Source organism: Hyphococcus luteus (genome assembly GCF_002943565.1).
Taxonomy (GTDB): domain Bacteria; phylum Pseudomonadota; class Alphaproteobacteria; order Caulobacterales; family Parvularculaceae; genus Hyphococcus; species Hyphococcus luteus.
On record NZ_PJCH01000005.1, the window covers coordinates 258,860 to 275,932 of the forward strand.

16 protein-coding genes are annotated in these 17,073 nt (G+C 62.6%); 9 read left to right on the forward strand and 7 right to left on the reverse strand.

The genetic code is table 11. From position 1 onward, the window contains the following. Positions 1-22: 22 nt before the first annotated feature. Positions 23-2,833, reverse strand: coding sequence for a DNA polymerase I (polA, locus tag CW354_RS06090; RefSeq protein WP_104829159.1), 2,811 nt, complete (start codon positions 2,831-2,833; stop codon positions 23-25). A 54-nt stretch (positions 2,834-2,887) separates the two neighbouring features. Here polA and CW354_RS06095 point away from each other — a divergent pair, with 54 nt between their 5' ends. After that, entirely contained in the window at positions 2,888-3,268 is a 381-nt protein-coding gene (locus tag CW354_RS06095; RefSeq protein ID WP_104829160.1) for a VOC family protein, read from the forward strand. 3 nt (positions 3,269-3,271) lie between these two features. On the opposite strand, the gene CW354_RS06100 is transcribed toward CW354_RS06095, so the two are convergent. Then, complete coding sequence (locus CW354_RS06100) at positions 3,272-4,567, reverse strand: polyhydroxyalkanoate depolymerase (protein ID WP_104829161.1); 1,296 nt, start codon at positions 4,565-4,567, stop codon at positions 3,272-3,274. Positions 4,568-4,761: 194 nt separating this feature from the next. Next, a complete protein-coding gene (locus CW354_RS06105) occupies positions 4,762-5,349 on the reverse strand; it encodes an SCO family protein (RefSeq protein WP_104829162.1) in 588 nt (195 codons plus the stop codon). A gap of 85 nt (positions 5,350-5,434) precedes the next feature. Here CW354_RS06105 and CW354_RS06110 point away from each other — a divergent pair, with 85 nt between their 5' ends. The 4 genes from CW354_RS06110 to CW354_RS06125 all read left to right on the forward strand — a co-directional run bounded on the left by CW354_RS06110 (position 5,435) and on the right by CW354_RS06125 (position 10,818). Next, positions 5,435-6,790 carry an ActS/PrrB/RegB family redox-sensitive histidine kinase gene (locus tag CW354_RS06110; protein WP_104829163.1) on the forward strand — a complete coding sequence of 452 codons (1,356 nt, stop codon included), beginning with the start codon at positions 5,435-5,437 and terminating at the stop codon, positions 6,788-6,790. Positions 6,791-6,848: 58 nt separating this feature from the next. After that, the gene (locus tag CW354_RS06115; protein WP_104830009.1) at positions 6,849-7,418 is read left to right on the forward strand and encodes an ActR/PrrA/RegA family redox response regulator transcription factor; all 570 of its coding nucleotides are present in this window, start codon (positions 6,849-6,851) and stop codon (positions 7,416-7,418) included. Positions 7,419-7,581: 163 nt separating this feature from the next. Next, entirely contained in the window at positions 7,582-10,311 is a 2,730-nt protein-coding gene (locus CW354_RS06120; protein WP_104829164.1) for a M16 family metallopeptidase, read from the forward strand. Positions 10,312-10,338: 27 nt separating this feature from the next. Further along, complete coding sequence (locus CW354_RS06125; RefSeq protein ID WP_207764693.1) at positions 10,339-10,818, forward strand: nuclear transport factor 2 family protein; 480 nt, start codon at positions 10,339-10,341, stop codon at positions 10,816-10,818. Positions 10,819-11,168: 350 nt separating this feature from the next. On the opposite strand, the gene CW354_RS06130 is transcribed toward CW354_RS06125, so the two are convergent. Then, positions 11,169-11,522, reverse strand: a complete 354-nt coding sequence (locus CW354_RS06130; RefSeq protein ID WP_104829165.1) for a hypothetical protein — start codon at positions 11,520-11,522, stop codon at positions 11,169-11,171. Positions 11,523-11,848: 326 nt separating this feature from the next. On the opposite strand from CW354_RS06130, the gene CW354_RS06135 reads away from it, so the two are divergent. Genes CW354_RS06135 through CW354_RS06150 form a run of 4 tightly spaced genes read left to right on the forward strand, consistent with a single transcriptional unit; the run spans position 11,849 to position 15,534 of the window. Next, positions 11,849-12,799, forward strand: coding sequence for a hypothetical protein (locus CW354_RS06135; protein ID WP_104829166.1), 951 nt, complete (start codon positions 11,849-11,851; stop codon positions 12,797-12,799). A 13-nt stretch (positions 12,800-12,812) separates the two neighbouring features. Then, positions 12,813-13,841, forward strand: coding sequence for a peptidoglycan -binding protein (locus CW354_RS06140; protein ID WP_104829167.1), 1,029 nt, complete (start codon positions 12,813-12,815; stop codon positions 13,839-13,841). A gap of 20 nt (positions 13,842-13,861) precedes the next feature. Continuing rightward, entirely contained in the window at positions 13,862-14,674 is an 813-nt protein-coding gene (locus tag CW354_RS06145) for a hypothetical protein (RefSeq protein ID WP_104829168.1), read from the forward strand. Next, the gene (locus CW354_RS06150) at positions 14,674-15,534 is read left to right on the forward strand and encodes a M23 family metallopeptidase (RefSeq protein ID WP_104829169.1); all 861 of its coding nucleotides are present in this window, start codon (positions 14,674-14,676) and stop codon (positions 15,532-15,534) included. Before CW354_RS06145 ends, CW354_RS06150 begins: the two co-directional genes overlap by 1 nt. Here CW354_RS06150 and CW354_RS06155 read toward each other — a convergent pair whose 3' ends face one another. Genes CW354_RS06155 through CW354_RS06165 form a run of 3 tightly spaced genes read right to left on the reverse strand, consistent with a single transcriptional unit; the run spans position 15,535 to position 17,071 of the window. After that, positions 15,535-15,954 carry a DUF2306 domain-containing protein gene (locus tag CW354_RS06155; RefSeq protein ID WP_104830011.1) on the reverse strand — a complete coding sequence of 140 codons (420 nt, stop codon included), beginning with the start codon at positions 15,952-15,954 and terminating at the stop codon, positions 15,535-15,537. It abuts the gene before it with no gap. 41 nt (positions 15,955-15,995) lie between these two features. Beyond that, positions 15,996-16,703 carry an SURF1 family protein gene (locus CW354_RS06160; RefSeq protein ID WP_104829170.1) on the reverse strand — a complete coding sequence of 236 codons (708 nt, stop codon included), beginning with the start codon at positions 16,701-16,703 and terminating at the stop codon, positions 15,996-15,998. Next, positions 16,703-17,071 (reverse strand): DUF983 domain-containing protein, encoded by a 369-nt coding sequence (locus CW354_RS06165; protein ID WP_104829171.1) that lies wholly within the window; start codon positions 17,069-17,071, stop codon positions 16,703-16,705. Before CW354_RS06165 ends, CW354_RS06160 begins: the two co-directional genes overlap by 1 nt. Positions 17,072-17,073: the final 2 nt, after the last annotated feature.

Here is a 17,073-nt window from a genome sequence, read left to right on the forward strand (position 1 = left end):
CCGCCCGGGAAGGGCCTCTCGCCTAGTGCGCTTCATCCCAGTTTTTGCCGGCGCGCGCGTCCACGATCAACGGCACGGATAAATCCACCGCCGGAACCGGGGCGCCGATCATCACATCCGCAACGATGTCACAAGTCTTGGCGGCCTCGTCTTTCGGACATTCGAAAATCAGTTCGTCATGAACATGCAGCAGCATTTTCGCGTTAAGGCGCGCTTTTTTGAGCGCGGCGGGCATGCGGATCATCGCCCGGCGGATGACGTCCGCCGCCGCGCCTTGTATCGGCGCATTGATCGCCTGGCGCTCTGAATAGCCGCGCATCGCCGGGTTCTTGTCATTGATGCCGCCCACATAGGTGCGCCGGCCGAAAATCGTCTCCACGAAACCCTGCTCTTTCGCCGAGGCGATGGTGTCGTCCATATACTGACGAATGCCGGGAAATTTCTTGAAATAAGCGTCGATATAATCTTTCGCCTCGCTGCGCGAAATGCCGAGCTGGTTGGCGAGCCCGAAGGCCGAAATGCCGTAGATGATGCCGAAATTGATCGCCTTGGCGCGCCGCCGGATCATCGGGTCCATGCCCTCGACCGGCACGTTGAACATCTCCGAGGCCGTCATGGCGTGAATGTCGATCCCGTCCGCAAAAGCCTGCTTCATGGATTTCAGATCCGCGATATGCGCCACGAGCCGCAATTCGATCTGGCTGTAATCGGCGGAAATCAGCACATTGCCTTTTTCATGAATGAAGGCGGTCCTGATCTTGCGCCCGTCCTCGCTGCGGATCGGAATGTTCTGCAGGTTCGGGTCGGTGGAGGCGAGCCGGCCCGTGGTCGTCGCGGCCATGGCGTAGGAAGTGTGAACGCGCCCCGTCTCCGGATCGATCTCCTCCGGCAGGGCGTCGGTGTAGGTGCTTTTGAGCTTTGAGAGCCCGCGCCATTGCAGGAGCACCTGCGGCAGCGGGTGGCCTTCCGCCGCCAGCTGTTCGAGAACGTCGGCTTTCGTAGACCAGGCGCCTTTCGCGGTCTTCTTGCCGCCGGGCAGGCCGAGCTTGCCGAAGAGAATCTCTGAAATCTGTTTCGGCGAACCGAGATTGAATTCTTCGCCGGCGAGCTCATGGGCTTCCGCCTCCGACGCCGCCATGCGCTGGGTGAAATCGGCGGACAGGCGCGAGAGCACCGCCTTATCGACTTTGACGCCCTCGCGCTCCATGGCGACGATCACCGGCGCAAGCGGGCGTTCGAGGGTTTCGTAAACCGTCGCCTTGCCTTCCGCGGCGAGGCGCGGTTTTAAAATCTCCCAGAGGCGGAAAGTGATGTCGGCGTCTTCGGCGGCGTATGTCGCCGCTTCCTTGATCGCGATCTGGTCGAAAGTTTTCGCCTTCTTGCCGGTTCCGGCGAGGTCGGAAAACTTGATCGTGTCATAATCGAGATGACGCTTGGCGAGCTCGTCCATGCCGTGCCCGCCCTTGCCGCAATCGAGCGCGTAAGACATCAGCATGGTGTCGTCGAACGGCGCGATATTGACGCCGTAACGCAATAGGACGAGCACGTCGTATTTGAGGTTTTGACCAATCTTGAGGATGCTTTCATCTTCGAGCATCGGCTTTAAAAGCTTCAGCGCTTTTTCGAGCGGGAGTTGCCTGCCGGCGTCCTCATCGCCCGACGCCTCGCCGTCGAAGAGACCGCCATCCCCATCGGGCTTGCCGTGGCCGAGCGGGATGTAACAAGCGCGGCCCGCGCGCGTCGACAGCGATACCCCCACGAGATTGGCCTGCATGGCGTTCAAACTGTCGGTTTCGGTGTCCACCGCAACGGCGCCGCGCGCCGCAGCTTCATCGATCCAGCTTTTGAGCGCTTTCTCATCGAAAACCGTCTCATACTCGGCCTTGTCCGCTGAAAAGGGCGCGGGCGCGTCGGCCGGGTCGCCGCCTTCCGCGCCGCCGACTTCGCGTTTGACCCGCTCGATCAGCTTGTCAAACTCCATTTCCTTTAAAAACGGCAGCAACAGATCGAGATCGATGGCGCGCATGGAAAGCGCGTCCACCGGCTCTTCAAGCGGCGCGGTCGTGCAAAGTTCGACAAGCTTTTTCGAAACGCGCGCCTGCTCGGCGAATTCGATGAGATTTTCGCGGCGCTTTTTCTGTTTGATCTCTTCGGCGCGGTTGAGCAGCGCATCGAGATCGCCATATTCCTCGATCAGTTGCGCCGCGGTTTTGACGCCGATGCCCGGCACGCCGGGGACATTGTCGGTGGAATCGCCGGCGAGCGATTGAATGTCCACCACATGCTCCGGTCCGAGGCCGAATTTCTCGATCACTTCCTCGCGCCCGATTTTTTTGTTTTTTATGGGATCGAACATCGACACCCGGTCGGAGACAAGCTGCATCAGATCCTTGTCGGAGGAGATGATGACGACTTCGCCGCCTTCCTTCTCCGTCTGTTTTGCGTAAGTCGCGATGATGTCGTCGGCCTCGTAGCCTTCGAGCTCGATGCAAGGCACGTTGAAAGCGCGCGTCGCGTCGCGCACCAGCGGGAACTGGGGAATGAGGTCTTCCGGCGCTTCGGGACGGTTGCCTTTGTAGTCGGGATAAATCTCGTTGCGGAAGCTTTTGCCCGAATGATCGAAAATCACCGCTAGATGGGTGGGGTCATGCTCGTCCTGCATGTCGGTCAGGAGCTTATTCAGCATGTTGCAAAAGCCGAGGACCGCGCCCACAGGCGTACCATCGGAACGGGTCAGCGCGCCCGAGCGTCCAAGAGCGAAATAGGCGCGGAAGATGTAGCCGGAGCCGTCAACGAGATAGAGGCGCTTTGCGCTTTTGGATTTCGCCGCCATTTGTCGTAGCGTTCCTTTCGGGCTGTCAGGTCCCGCCTCAATAGGAGATCGTCCATGAAAGTTCTAGGCATCCGCTTCTGCAAAGTCGCCCACGCCGATGACGCCAAAGCCATCGCCGACTTGCTTGGGGAAAACGGGCTGGGCCTTGCGCCGATGGACATGGGGACGGGCGACGGGTTTTCCGGCGCGGTGTTTCCCGTTGACGACGGCGCCAAGCAAGGCCTCGGCAGCTGGATCGAACTCTGGGCGGCGGGCGAACAGATGCCCGAAATGACCATGCTGCAGATCGTGGTGGACGACGCCGACGCCTGGGCCGAGCGCGCCAAAACCCGCGGTCTCGACGTCAAAGGCCCCGACGACGCCCATGGCGAGCGGATTTATTACCTCGAAGGCGCAGGCGGATTGCCGATTGCGTTTTTGTCGAAGACGAAGTGACCGTTATTCAGCCGCGGCCTTCGCCGCTTTCACCGCCGGGCGCTTTTCGGCTGCTTTCGCCGCCATGCGGATGAAGTCGGCGATGCGCGGCTGGATTTGCGAACGCCAGCGCGAGCCGTTGAAGACGCCGTAATGGCCCACATCCGGCTGGATGTAATCGAGGCGCATGCTTTCAGGAATATTGACGCAAAGATCGTGCGCGGCCTGTGTCTGGCCGATGCCGGAAATATCGTCGTTCTCGCCTTCGACCGTCATCAGCGCAATGTCGGCGATCGCTTCGGGCTTCACCCGCCGGCCATGATGTATGAACCTGCCCTCGGGCAGCGCAAACTCCTGGAACACGTCCTTGATCGTCTGCAGGTAAAACTCCTCCGTCATGTCGAGGACGGAGAGATATTCATCATAAAAATTCCGGTGTTTGTCCGCGCTGTCGCCGTCGCCGTCCACGAGATGCTGGAAATAGTCGTAATGGGCGTTCACATGGCGGTCGGAATTCATCGACAGGAAGGAATAAAGCTGCACGAAGCCCGGATAGACGCGGCGCATGGCGCCGGCGTAAGGCGCGGGCACGGTGTAGATCATGTTCTGTTCGAACCAGTGATAGGGCCGCTCTTCGGAGAGCTTGTTCGGCAGGGTCGGCGAGCGGCGCGCATCGATGGGGCTGCCCATGATGGTGATCGACAAGGGCCGCAAGGGATCCTTGTCTTCCGCCATGACCGCCGCAGCGGCGAGCAGCGCCGGGCCCGGCTGGCACACCGCCATGGCGTGCGTTTCGGGACCGATCGTCCGTATAAAGCCGATCAGATAGTCGATATAATCATTGAGATCGAACCGGCCGGCGGACAGCGGCACATGGCGCGCATCCGCCCAGTCGGTGATGTAAACGTCGTGATCCGGCAGCATCGCCTCGACCGTGCCGCGCAGCAGCGTCGCGTAATGGCCGGAAAGCGGCGCGACGATCAGCACCTTCGGATCGGGTTCGGCGTCGCCCCTGATTTTTTTCAGGGCGTCCTCGTCGCGCTTGAAATGCAACAGCGTGCAGAAATCGAGCGCCTCCGCCTCTTCGATCTCCACCCCGATTTCGGCGCCGTCCACAACGGTCGTCTCGATGCCCCATTCGGGCTTGGGATAGCGGCGCACGGCGTGCTCGAAGACGTCGAGCGCGGCGGCGGCGGAGCGCCCGAACCAGCTTTCCGCAACGGGATTAAACGGCGAGCGCCAGAATTTCGCCCCGACCCCGGCGGCGATCCGCGAAGGCGTTAAAGCCGCGTAGGCAAGCTCGTAGGCCGTGTACAACATCGTTAATGACCGCCCCAAAACGCTACTGGTTTATGCTGCATAGCACAAAATATGCGCAAGTCCTTAAAAGAGGGCGGACTATGCGCCTAACCGGCGGCCGGAATCAACGCTTTACAACGGCTCTGCAACAATTCGCCGAGCCGGCCGAAAAGCGTAACTCACTGATAAAAAAGATAATTTTCTTAAAAACAGGGTTACTTGCCGATTTCGCGGCGCAAAATCGCCGCAAGTCCCTCAGGGCTCGCCCCGCCCACCATGGCGATCTGCGGCCGGCCCTCGCGGTCGCTGATGAAGAACGCCTGCTGGTGCTGGACCGTATAGCCTAGGGCGCTGTCGGGCAGCGGCTGTTTTTGGGCGAACACCTTGAAGGCGTTGCGGGCCGCCTTGGCCGCCTCGACCGAGCCCGTCAGCGGGATGATCCGCTCGTCAAAGGCGAAATAATCCGCCATGGCCTCGGGGGTGTCCCGCTCCGGGTCGACGGAGATGAAAAGCGGCGCAACCTCGTCCGCCTTGTCCCCGAGCTGATTGAGGGCCGCGCTCATCACGCCCACATCGGTGGGACAGATATCCGGGCAGTTGGTGAAGCCGAAATAGACCAGCATGATCTTGCCCTCGAAATCCTCGTCCGTGACCGGCGCGCCGGTCTTGTCCACAAGCGCGAAATCGCCGGTGAACTGATCGGAGAGCGTGACGACGCCTTCGGTGGGAATGTCGGCGGCGGGCTCTTCCCCGGCGCAGGCGGCGGCGAGGAGAAGGAGGAGAACGGCGGCGCAGCGAACCATGATGAGGCTCCTTTCGGCGGCGGCGGGGAACGCCCGTTACATAGACTCCTTCCATTCACAACAACAGACGGGCTAAAAGCGCCGAATGCCGCACGCCCTCCTCGACAACCATCACGCCCGGGACGCCCAAGACGCGATGAACGCGCTGCGCGGGCCGGTGCGCTTGCGCACGCTGACAACCCTGCGCTGGCTCGCCGTTGCGGGACAATCCGTCGCCATCATCATCGTGCATTTCGCGCTCGGCTTTCCGACGCCGCTGGGGCTTTGTCTCGGCGCCATCGCCGCCAGCGCCTGGCTCAATCTCTTCACGGTGCTGCGCTTTTCGCCGCAGCGGTTTTTGTCGGACCGCGAAGCAGCCGCCTATATCGCTTTCGACATTGTTCAGCTGTGCGCGCTGTTGTTTTTCACCGGCGGCATTTCAAACCCTTTCGCCGCGCTCATCATCGCGCCCGTGACCATCGCGGCGAGCGTCCTGCCCCTGCGCTTCACAATCGCCGTCGCCGCGCTCGCCATGGCCGGGGTCAGCCTTCTCGCCGTTCATCACATGGCGCTGCCCTGGACGCCCGGCGAGACGCTCGATCTGGCGCCGATTTACAAGGCCGGGGTGTGGGCGGCGCTGACCTTTTCGATCGCCTTTTTCGCGGTCTACGCCCACCGCATCGCAGCGGAATCGGCGCAGATGCGCTCGGCGCTGGCGGCGACGCAGCTGGTGCTCGCCCGCGAAGAACGGCTTGCCGCGCTCGGCGGTCTCGCAGCGGCGGCGGCGCATGAGCTCGGCACGCCGCTCGCCACCATTCAGGTGACGGCCAAGGAAATGAAGCGCGACATCGAACGCTCGCTGCCCGAAGAAGACGATCTCGCCGACGACGCCGCGCTCCTCGTCAGCCAGGCCGAACGCTGCCGGGACATTCTCGGGCGCCTGTCGCGCCATGGCGACGCCGGCGACGTCATGCACGACAAGATGAGCGTCGAGGCGGTGATGCGCGAGGCGGCGGCGCCGTTCATGGACCAGCCGGGCGGCCCGCTGATCCGTATCGAGACGAAGTCCCGCGACGGCGCGCCGGCGCCGGTCTTGAAGCGCCGGCCCGAAATCGTGTTCGGCCTTCGCAATTTCATCGAAAACGCCGCCGGCTATGCGGCCGATCAGGTGTTGTTCGAAGCCGAGTGGGACGCTGACAGCCTGTCGATTTCGGTGCAGGACGACGGACCGGGCTTTTCGCCCGAGATTCTCGCCCGCCTGGGCGAGCCCTATGTGAGCGAACGGGGCGGGAAAACCGGCCTCGGGCTCGGCTTTTTCATCGCCAAAACCCTGCTGGAGGCGACCGGCGCGACCGTCCGGTTCGACAACCGCCGCTGGAAATCGGGAGATTTCGACGCCGAAGGCGCCTGGGTTTCGTCCGAATGGAGCCTAAGCAGCGGACAATCGACCCTAATTGCTTGAAATTCACGCCAAAAAGCGCATTTATGCGCTATCGAACAAGACCCTCAGGCACCGAATAATGTCCCACCTTGACGACGCCCGCACTGACGACGCCTCTCTGCCCGAAGACGCCACCCTGCTGATCGTCGACGACGACGAGCCGTTTCGCACCCGCCTCGGCCGGGCGCTTGAAAAACGCGGCTTCCAGCCGATCCTCGCCGCCGGCGTCGCCGACGCCGAAACCATGATCAAAGACATTCCGCCCGCCTTCGCGGTCGTCGATCTGCGCCTTGAGGACGGCGACGGGCTCGAAGTCGTGGAACAGATCCGGGCGAAGCGCGAGGATTGCCGCGTCGTCATGCTGACCGGCTATGGCAATATCGCCACCGCCGTCGCCGCCGTGAAAGCCGGCGCCATCGACTATCTGTCAAAGCCGGCGGACGCCGACGACGTCGAAAAGGCCCTGCTCGCGCGCCCCGGCGAGCGCCCGGCGCCGCCGGAAAATCCGATGTCAGCCGACCGTGTGCGCTGGGAGCATATCCAGCGCGTTTACGAGCTGTGCGATCATAATGTTTCCGAAACCGCGCGGCGTCTCGGCATGCACCGGCGCACCCTGCAGCGCATCCTCGCCAAGCGCGCCCCCCGCTAAGCATTTTTGCTGCGCCCGCCCGCTACATTTGTCTTGCGCCAGGCCGTTCCCCTGGCGCGCCGAACCGTTGCCGCAGGCTGTCATTTGCATTTGCCGCGCCCGCTTCGTATTGCGAAAAGCAAAGCAGACCCGCATTTCATCCGAAGTTCAGAAGGAAACCCAGATGCGTTTCATCCTGCCTCTTGTGAGCGCCGTCGCGCTCGTCCTCGCCCCGGCCGCCGCCGCCGACATTGAACTGCCTTATAGCGAGTTCACGCTCGACAACGGCCTCACCGTCATCGTCCATGAAGACCGCAAGGCGCCGCTGGTCGCCGTTTCCGTCTGGTATCATGTAGGCTCGAAAGACGAGCCCGAAGGCAAAACCGGTTTCGCGCATCTGTTCGAACACATCATGTTCAACGGATCGGAGAACTTCGACAAGGACTGGTTTGGCCCACTCGAAGAGGTTGGCGCCACGGACCTCAACGGCACCACCTGGTTCGACCGCACCAATTATTTCCAGACCGTGCCGACGACCGCGCTCGACATGACATTGTGGATGGAATCCGACCGTATGGGCCATCTCCTCGGCGCGCTCACCCAGGACAAGCTCGATGAACAACGCGGCGTCGTGCAGAACGAAAAACGCCAGGGCGACAACCAGCCTTACGGCCGCATGGAATACGCGACCCTCGAAGGCCTCCTGCCCGCCGGCCACCCTTACAGCCACTCGACCATCGGCTCCATGGAGGATCTCGACGCCGCCTCGCTCGAAACCGCGAAACAGTGGTTCAAGGATTATTACGGCGCGGCCAACGCGGTCCTCGTCCTCGCCGGCGATATCGACGCCGAAACGGGACGCGATCTCGCAGAGAAATATTTCGGCGACATTCCCGCCGGCCCGCCGGTGACCCAAAGCAAAGCGAATGCGCCCAAGCTCGAGGTCAACAAGCGCGAAGTCATGTATGACCGCGTGCCCCAGCCGCGCCTCGACCGCAACTGGGTCGCGCCGGGCCGCGCGACGCGCGAGGCGGTGCTGCTCGACCTTGCGGCCGAGGTGCTGGGCGGCGGCAAGACCTCCCGGCTTTACAAGCGCCTGATTGACGATCTGCAAATCGCCACCAGCGCCACCGCCCAAAACCAGCATCAGGAGCTGATGAGCTTTTATTCCGTGACGGTCGACCCCAAGGCCGACGCCGACCGCGCCGAGGTCGAGCGCGAGATGGAAGACGTCATCGCGGAATTTCTGGACAAGGGCCCGAGCTCGGACGAACTCGCCCGCGCCAAGACCTCGATCAAGGCGGACGTGCTGCGCGGCCTTGAACAGATTGGCGGCTTCGGCGGCAAGGCGGTGACGCTGGCGCAAGGCGCGCTTTACGCCGACGACCCCGGCTTCATCTTAAAGCAGCTCGACTGGCTCGACGAAGCGTCGCGCCAGGACGTCCTCGAAGCGGCGCGCGGCGTGATGAGCGCCGGTTATTACCAGCTCGACGTTCTTCCGTTCCCTGAATATTCAACCACCGCCTCGACGGTCGACCGTTCGGCGGGCCTGCCGCAAGTCGCCTCGACGCCGGATCTCGTTTTCCCGCAAATTCAGGAAGCGACCCTCGAGAACGGCGTGAAAGTCGTCCTCGCGGAACGCCACACCATGCCGCTCGTTGAACTCGCCGTGCAATTCGACGCCGGTTACGCCGCCGATTCCGTCGAAGGCGGCAAGCTCGGCGCCTCGTCCTTCGCCGCAGCGATGCTCGACGAAGGCACGAAAAAACGCTCGGCCTCCGACATCGCCGAGGAACTGGAATCGCTCGGCGCGACCTTGAGCGCCGGCGCCAATCTCGACGTCAACGCCGTCTCCATGTCGGCGCTGAAGGAAAACCTGCAGCCTTCGCTCGACATTCTCGCGGACGTCATCCGCAATCCGGCGTTCAAGCAGTCCGAGATCGACAAGCTGCGCGGGCGCTGGCTCGCCGGCATCGAGCAGGAAAAGGCCAATCCGGTGCAGCTCGCCCTCAGGCTGTTGCCGCCCGAGATCTATGGCGAAGGCCACGCTTACGCCGCGCCCATGACTGGCTCGGGCACAGTGGAGTCGATCAACTCGCTGACCCGCGACGATCTCGTCAGCTTCCAGGAAAAATGGATGCGCCCCGACAATGCGACGGTGTTCGTCGCCGGCGATGCGACCATGGACGAAATCAAGCCGCTCCTGGAAGACGCCTTCAATCGCTGGGCGGCGCCGTCTTCGCCGATCCCGCAAAAGAACGTCGCCCATGTGGACCGGCCCGAGCATGGCAAGGTGATCCTTGTCGACAAGCCCGGCTCGCCGCAATCTCTGATCCTCGCCGCCCATGTGGCGCCGCCGTCGAACGCGCCTGACGCCGTCGCCATCAATGCGATGAACGACATTATCGGCGGACAGTTTTCGGCGCGGGTGAACATGAATCTGCGCGAAGACAAGGGTTGGGCCTATGGCGCCTACACTTTCCTGCAAGGCGCGAAAGGCCAGCGCCCCTTCATGGTCTATGCGCCGGTCCAGACCGACAAGACCAAAGAGTCGCTGCAAGAGCTTCTGAATGAGCTGAACGGCTACATGACGACGAAACCGGCGACGCCGGCGGAGCTTGAGCGCACGGTCTTGAACAATGTCCGCTCCCTGCCGGGCTCGTTCGAAACTTCGGGCGACGTACTCGGCAGCCTGACCTCGAGCGCGCGTTACGGCCGGCCCTGGGATTATCCGGCGACGCTGAAGGACAAATATCAGGCGCTGACCATCAACGACATCACGGACGCGGCGAAAGAAGTCATTCATCCGGACAGTCTCGTCTGGGTGATCGTCGGCGACCGCGCCGAGATCGAAGAGGGCGTGCGCGCCCTCAATCTCGGCCCGATCGAGGTGATGAAAGCGAGCGAGCTCTAACGCCCGCAATCAACGCGGAGACTATTCATGAAGCCGAAACAGGTCATTGCTTTGCGCGCCGCGGCGGCGCTCGCCGCCGCATTAGCGCTGGGCGCGTGCCAGGGCGGCGATGATTCTCAAACCGCGCTGGAGGCGGCGAATCTGAAAAAAGCCGTTTATTGCATGGAGCTTCTCGAAAAGCATCACGATCTGGAAACGGCGGAACGCGAATGCTTCGGCGAGACCTATATTCAGCACACGCCCTGGCTGCCGGACGGAAAAGACGCCGTGCTCGAACTCTTCGCGAAGAGAGTGAAAGAAAATCCCGACAAGACAATCGAGATCAAGCGCGCGGCGGCCGACGGCGATCTCGTCTGGATCCACCTTCACTCCAAGAACGCGGCCGACGATCCGTTAGGCCACGCCGTCGTCAATATTTTCAGAATGGAAGACGGAAAGTTCGCCGAACACTGGAACGTGGTGCAGGCGGTTCCCGAAGAGTCCGCGAACGACAATACGATGTTCTGAAAAAGACTCGCCCAAATGCAAACAAAAACGCCGCCCCTAAGAGCCTGACCGAAAACCCAGCAAAACCCGGGGGAGTGGATTTTCAGATGTCAATTTGCCAAAAAACGATGCCTCGCAGGCTCTTATCCTTAAGATTTAGAGCCCGAAAAGCATCGCAATCTTGCTGGCGAACGTCTGACCATCCGGCATCGAAGCATTGCGATGAATTTCCGGTCGGGCTCTAAGGGCGGCGTTTTTGCTTCGGAGATGAACCCTGTCTTTAGAAAAGAGCCTTTGCGGCATCGGTTTGCAGCAGGCTGACGTCTGTCCATCCAGCGACAGAACCCGCTGCAAACATATGCGCCGGGCTCTTAGGCGCGAACCATGCGCATCGTATCCGCTTCAAGGGCGATCGGCTCGCCGTCGAGGAAGAGGACGGTGTACGGCACATAGCCGCCCATTCTGCCGTTCGGCATGCGCGCCTTCACGCGCACATCCACCGCCCAGCAGGGCAGGCCTTCATAGCCGCTGACATCGGCGAAGACCTGATACGGCTCGCCGGCAAACTCGTAACGGGCCGAACGCGGCTCGGTCAGGCGCTGGTCAAAATAGTCAATCGCCTGCGCCTCATAATCAGCCGGCGCGGCCCCAAAATCCGAAGCGATCGCCGCGGCGCCAAAGGCCGCCGCCGCTGCAATACCGGCAAGAGCTTGTTTTATTTTCATTTTATGCCCCTTTCAGGTGTCTGGTTGAAAGAATTCGTCTGCATGACAGTGGTGTCATTAAACTGTCATATAGCTGTCATCTAAGTGTCATGTCAACCGGAAATGCGCAACATGTGCGCAAGAGACCGTCACATTCCCCATACAACCCTGGCGGGTCGGCGTTTTGGCCCGGCAATCAGTACCTTAGGCGCATAAGGGCGCGCCGCCGCGGGCGCCGCCAAAGCCGGGCGCATGCGGACAGGCGCACGAATTTCGGCAGTATCCACCGGCCCGGTTTTTGAATACTGTAGCGGTCTGTGGGGTTCTGGCAGGCCAAGGGGAAACAAATGGCGCGCTCACTAGGTCGGACGATCAAATTTGCCCGCCCGGGCGGCAACATCTTCAACATGTTGGTTTTCCTGCTCGCGGTCGGCGCGGTGGTGTTTTACCTCTCGCCCTGGAGCCCGCAGCCGACGAACCTGCTCGTCGATGCCTTCAACGCCAATCCGGCGCTCAACGGACTGATTCTCGCCGTCCTCGCCATCGGCGTCATCTACAATCTGCGCCAGGCCGGCGTCATCGATCCCGCCGTGCGCTGGGTCGAAGCCTTTATCGAAGCGGCGGACCCGTCGCGCGCGCGCCTGCCCCGGGCGCCCAATCTGATCAGCGCCATGGCGCGCCTGCTTCTCGACGCGGACACGCGCGGCTCGCGCCTGTCGCCGGAATCGACGCGCGCCATTCTCGATTCCATCGGCACACGGATGGATGAAGGCCGCGAGACCGGCCGCTACATCATGAACCTGCTCGTGTTTCTCGGCCTTCTCGGCACGTTCTGGGGCCTCCTCCAGACCGTCAACGCCGTCGCCGAAACCATCAACGGCCTCGCCAGCACCGGCGGCGCGGCGGAAGACGCGGTCTCGCAATTGATCGCCAATCTGCGCGAGCCCCTGTCGGGCATGGGCACGGCGTTTTCGTCCTCCCTCTTCGGTCTCGGCGGCAGCCTTGTGGTCGGCTTTCTCGATCTCGAATCGGGCAAGGCGCAAAACCGATTTTATTCCAATCTCGAAGACTGGCTCGCCGGCATGACCGAGACGGTGCGCGCGTCCGCCAAAGGCGGCGCCGCGCTCAGCGTCGAGGAGGCGGACGGCGACCTCATCGCCGCCGTTCAGGCGCTTGAAACCGCGCTCGCCGCCAACACCGAGACCCAGATCAAGGCGGCGGCCGGGCAGACGGCGGAGCTTAAAGACGAAATCAGGGCGCTCAACCGGACGCTGATCCGCGTCGGCAAGGGCGAATAGGGAGGCGCAGCTTATGGCGCGCCGGCGCTCACGCAGCGAGGCCAATATCTGGCCGGGTTTTGTCGACGGCCTGTCGACATTGCTCCTTGTGCTGATGTTCGTTCTGTCGATCTTCGTCGTCGCGCAGTTCTATCTCGGCGACCGCCTCAACACGGTGAAACAGGAGCTCGCCGACAAGGATTCCGAACTCGCCCGCCTCATCGCCCAGATCAATTCCCTGAACGACCAGCTCGGCCTCGCCCAGAGCGAACGCGACCGGCTGCAGGCGCAGGTGCTTTCCCTCGAGGACACCATCGCGCAAAAAGACGAAGAGCTGGCGGGGCTTTCCGCCGCGCTCGCGACGAGCCAAGCCGCCGTCGCCGCCTCCGCCGAAGAGCTTGAAGCGGAAAAAGCGCTCACCGAAGACCAGAAGAGCGAGATCGCGACCCTCAACGCGCAGATCGCGGCCTTGAGGAAACAGCTCGCCAGTCTGCAGGAAGCCCTCGAAGCGGCGGAAGCCAAAGACAAGGAGCAGCAGGCGCAGATCGAAAACCTGTCGCAACGCCTCAATGCGGCGCTCGCCCGCAAGGTGCAGGAGCTTCAGGAAGTGCGCTCGCGCTTTTTCGAGGCCCTGCGCGAGGCTCTCGGCGATCGCACCGACATCAAGGTCGTCGGCGACCGCTTCATATTCGAAAGCGACATCCTGTTCGGCTCCTGCTCGGCGACTCTGGGCGAAGCCGGCAAGGTCGAGCTCAACAAACTCGCCTCGGCCCTCCTCGATATTCAGGGCGACATTCCCGAGGGCGTGAACTGGGTCCTGCGTGTCGACGGCCATGCGGACGCTTCGCCGCTGGGTCCCTCCTGCCGCGCGCAATTCGACTCCAATCTCGAACTCTCCGCGCAGCGGGCGATCTCCGTCGTTCAATATCTGAAAAACCGCGGCGTGCCGGAGCGCCGCCTGCTCGCCACGGGCTCGGGCTCCGCAGCGCCGCTGGTCGCCGGCTATTCGGCCGCGGCGCTGGCGCAGAACCGGCGCATCGAGTTTAAACTGACCGAGCGATAAGCGCTCGGAAGGGGGATGACATGAAGAAAAACCGGCTTGTGAGGGTCGGCCTCGCAGCGCTCGTCGCATGCATTGCGGCCGGCGTCGTCGCGGCGCAGGAGCGAACGCCGCCCGATCCCGAAGCGATCCAGGCCGCGCTCCGGGAAAAAGCCAAGCGCATTCCCAAAGCCGGCCTCGCGTCCGCTTTACGCGCCGCCGCAGACAATCGCGACGCGCGCGCAACGACGCTGGTGAGGCGGCCCGATCTTGAGGCCTTGCGCGCAGAGCTGGCGCGCACCAGCGCCGCGGACGAGGAACGCAGCGCCGCCGATCTTAGCAACCTGTCTGCGGTGCGCGCGCCTTCTGCAGCCCAACAGCGTGTGGCGCCCGGCCTTCGCGCCCTCGCCCCGGAAAACCTGCGCCGCGTTGCGCCGGCGGAAGTCGAACGGGCGCTGATCCCGGTGCTCATTCCCGCCGCCGCGGAGGTGCGCGACAAGATCCGCGTTTACGGCATGGAGAACGTCTATACGGCGAGCGCAAGGATCGATGCAGAGGCGGCGTTGTCGATCTCCGGCACCTGCAACCGCGTCGTCGGCGGCGACCCGGACGTCATCGCCTTCCGCAAACGCCTCGCGGAACAGCCGCGCCGGCTCGCCGGCACGGGCGCGGCTTATTTCATGAGCCGCAATGATTTCGGCGTCGATCTGAGCTTTTCGAAATTCGGCTGCGGCTATGTCATCACCATCGAATGCGGCGACCCGGGCGCCGATCCGCGCTGCGCCGAAGACGATTACATTACGGGCCTTGCCGACTCGATGATCCTTGCAAACCCTGACCTGGCGGGAGGCGAATAATGCGCAGTCTCAACAAACTCTTTGTTGCGTTCGTGTTTTCCCTGACGCTCGCGGCCTGCGAGGGCGGCGAGACGCCGGATCCCACCGACGCGCCGGACGAACAGCCGGGCGATCCCATGTCGCCCGATCCGGCGCCCCAGCCGGAAGAGCCGGACCCCATGCCGGAAGAGGAATATCTCGCCGATGAAGAGGGGCGCGTCTTTTCTTACGTCTCTGTAGGCGACCTCCTCCCGAATTCAGGACCCGGTCACGAAGACTCCACCATCTACCGGCCGGACATCCAGTTCCCGCTGGAAGACGCCGCTTTCCTCAACAGCCAGGTTTATCGTTATGGCGGCAGTCAGGGCTATATCAACGGCATGGAGGGCGGCCAGTGCAATGAAACGAATTACGACTATCCCTGGCAGGACACGTTTTGCGAGTCGCGCTCGCGTTCGCAGATCATGTGCCCGGACGGCGGTCATGAAGGCGTCGACATCCGCCCGGCGACCTGCATTCCCGAAAGCGGCGCCAGCCACTGGGCGGTGGCGGTCGAGGACGGGCGCATCGTCGGGCTCGCCGATTCGAAATATACGGTGAAGCTGCAGACCGAAGACGGCTCGCTTTATCGCTATCTGCATATGAAAATGGACGAGCTGGCGGTGGAGGACGGCGAGTATGTGACGAAAGGCCAGCGCCTGGGCCGCGTCTTCAACGACTTTTACAACTCCGCCGGCGAGCGCGTGGCGACGACTTATCACCTGCATTTCGAGATGTATCAGAATTACGCGCCCGACGAAGAGACCGATCCGGTGTTCGATCAGGTCAATCCCTACATGACCCTCGTCAATGCGTATGAGAAAAAGCTGCGCGGAGAATAGTCAGCCGCCGAACAGAACGTCGTGCATGATCCGCCCGGGCAGAAAGGCGAGCGCGCCGGCGATGATCAGGCCGCCGATAAAAATGCCGATGAAGGGACGGGCGTGATGTTTGCGCGCCGGCCCGCTTTTTAAAAGCAGCCTGACGCCGAGAGCGATGCTGAATATCGTCATCACGGTGAAGATGTGTATCCACGAAAACCACTTCGCCAGCGGCAGGCCGGGATTGAGCGAAGGCCGGACAAAAATGCTGCTGACCGCAATCACCGCCATTAAAGCGACCCAGACTGCGCCCAGCGCCTTATGCGGCAGGGTTCCCTTCGGCGCCGCGATCTGAATGACGCCGAGGACAAACGCCGCCATGGCGGCGAAGGCGTGCGCCTGAATGATCCACGGCGCGTCAAGCAAAGGCTGCAGGGACACGCGCCCCCCTTTCTGGCTCTCCCGGCGCAAAGGCTGGCCGGTCAGTCCGGCCTTTTCAAGGAAAAAACGAGCCAGACGCCGACAAGCGCGGCGGCGAGCCCGAACCAGGTCAGCGCATATTCGAGATGACGGTTGTTGAATTTGAGCCGGGTCGTCCCGCCTTTCGGCCAGTCGCGCCCCGCGACCGCGAATTCATCCACATAATAGGAAAGCGCCTCGCCGCCCGCCTCTTCTGCGAAGGCTTTCGGGTCGCGAATGAACCATAATCCGTCTGCGGACTTTCCTTCGGGCTGAAACCAGGAGGCGGGCGGCGCCGGTTTTTCCGCGTAACGCAAGAGACCTGTCACCGTTTGCTCGCCCGCCGGCGGCGCCAGCTCATCGCGCAGCGCCTGCGGCGCAAAACCTTCATTCACATAGACCGTTTCGCCGTCATCGGTGGTCAACGGCGCGAAGACATAAACGCCGGCTTCGCCTTCGTAAGAGCCGAAGACTTTCGCCGTCCCGCCGGCGTCCATGCGCCCGCTCAGCCTGACCGGCGCATATTCCATCGCCTCGCCCGCTTCGGCGCGGGCGAGCGCTTCGTCAAAGGGGATCGGCGCGGCGGCGGTGCGCGCTTCGACCCGGGCGATGAGATCGCGTTTCCATTCAAGGCGCTTCACCTGCCAGGTCCCGAGCGCGATCAGGAGGGCGAGCGCCAGCGCCGTCGCGATGGTGAGGCCGGGTTTGAAAATGAAGCGCCAGCCGGCCATCACTCTTCAAGCCGGCCTTCTTGGGCCTTATGGGCGTATTGCAGCGCGATCATCGTCGCTTTCAGGGGCCGCAGCAGCGCCAGGATCGAAACAATAGCGAAGCCGATGCTGAGGAAAAGCGCCACGCCCATGGGCGCATACCAGACATAGCGGGCGACGAAGGCGAGCGCGACGGCGATGAAACCGACGATGAAGATCACGAACACCGCCGGACCGTCGCCGGAATCGGCCTTGGCGTAATCGAGGCCGCAGACCTCGCAGGCCGGCTTCAGCTTCAAGAAGCCCTCGAACAATTTCCCCTGGCCGCAGCGCGGACATTTGGCGCCGAGGCCGGCGGCGTAGGGAGAGACAGGCGGATAATAGGTCATGA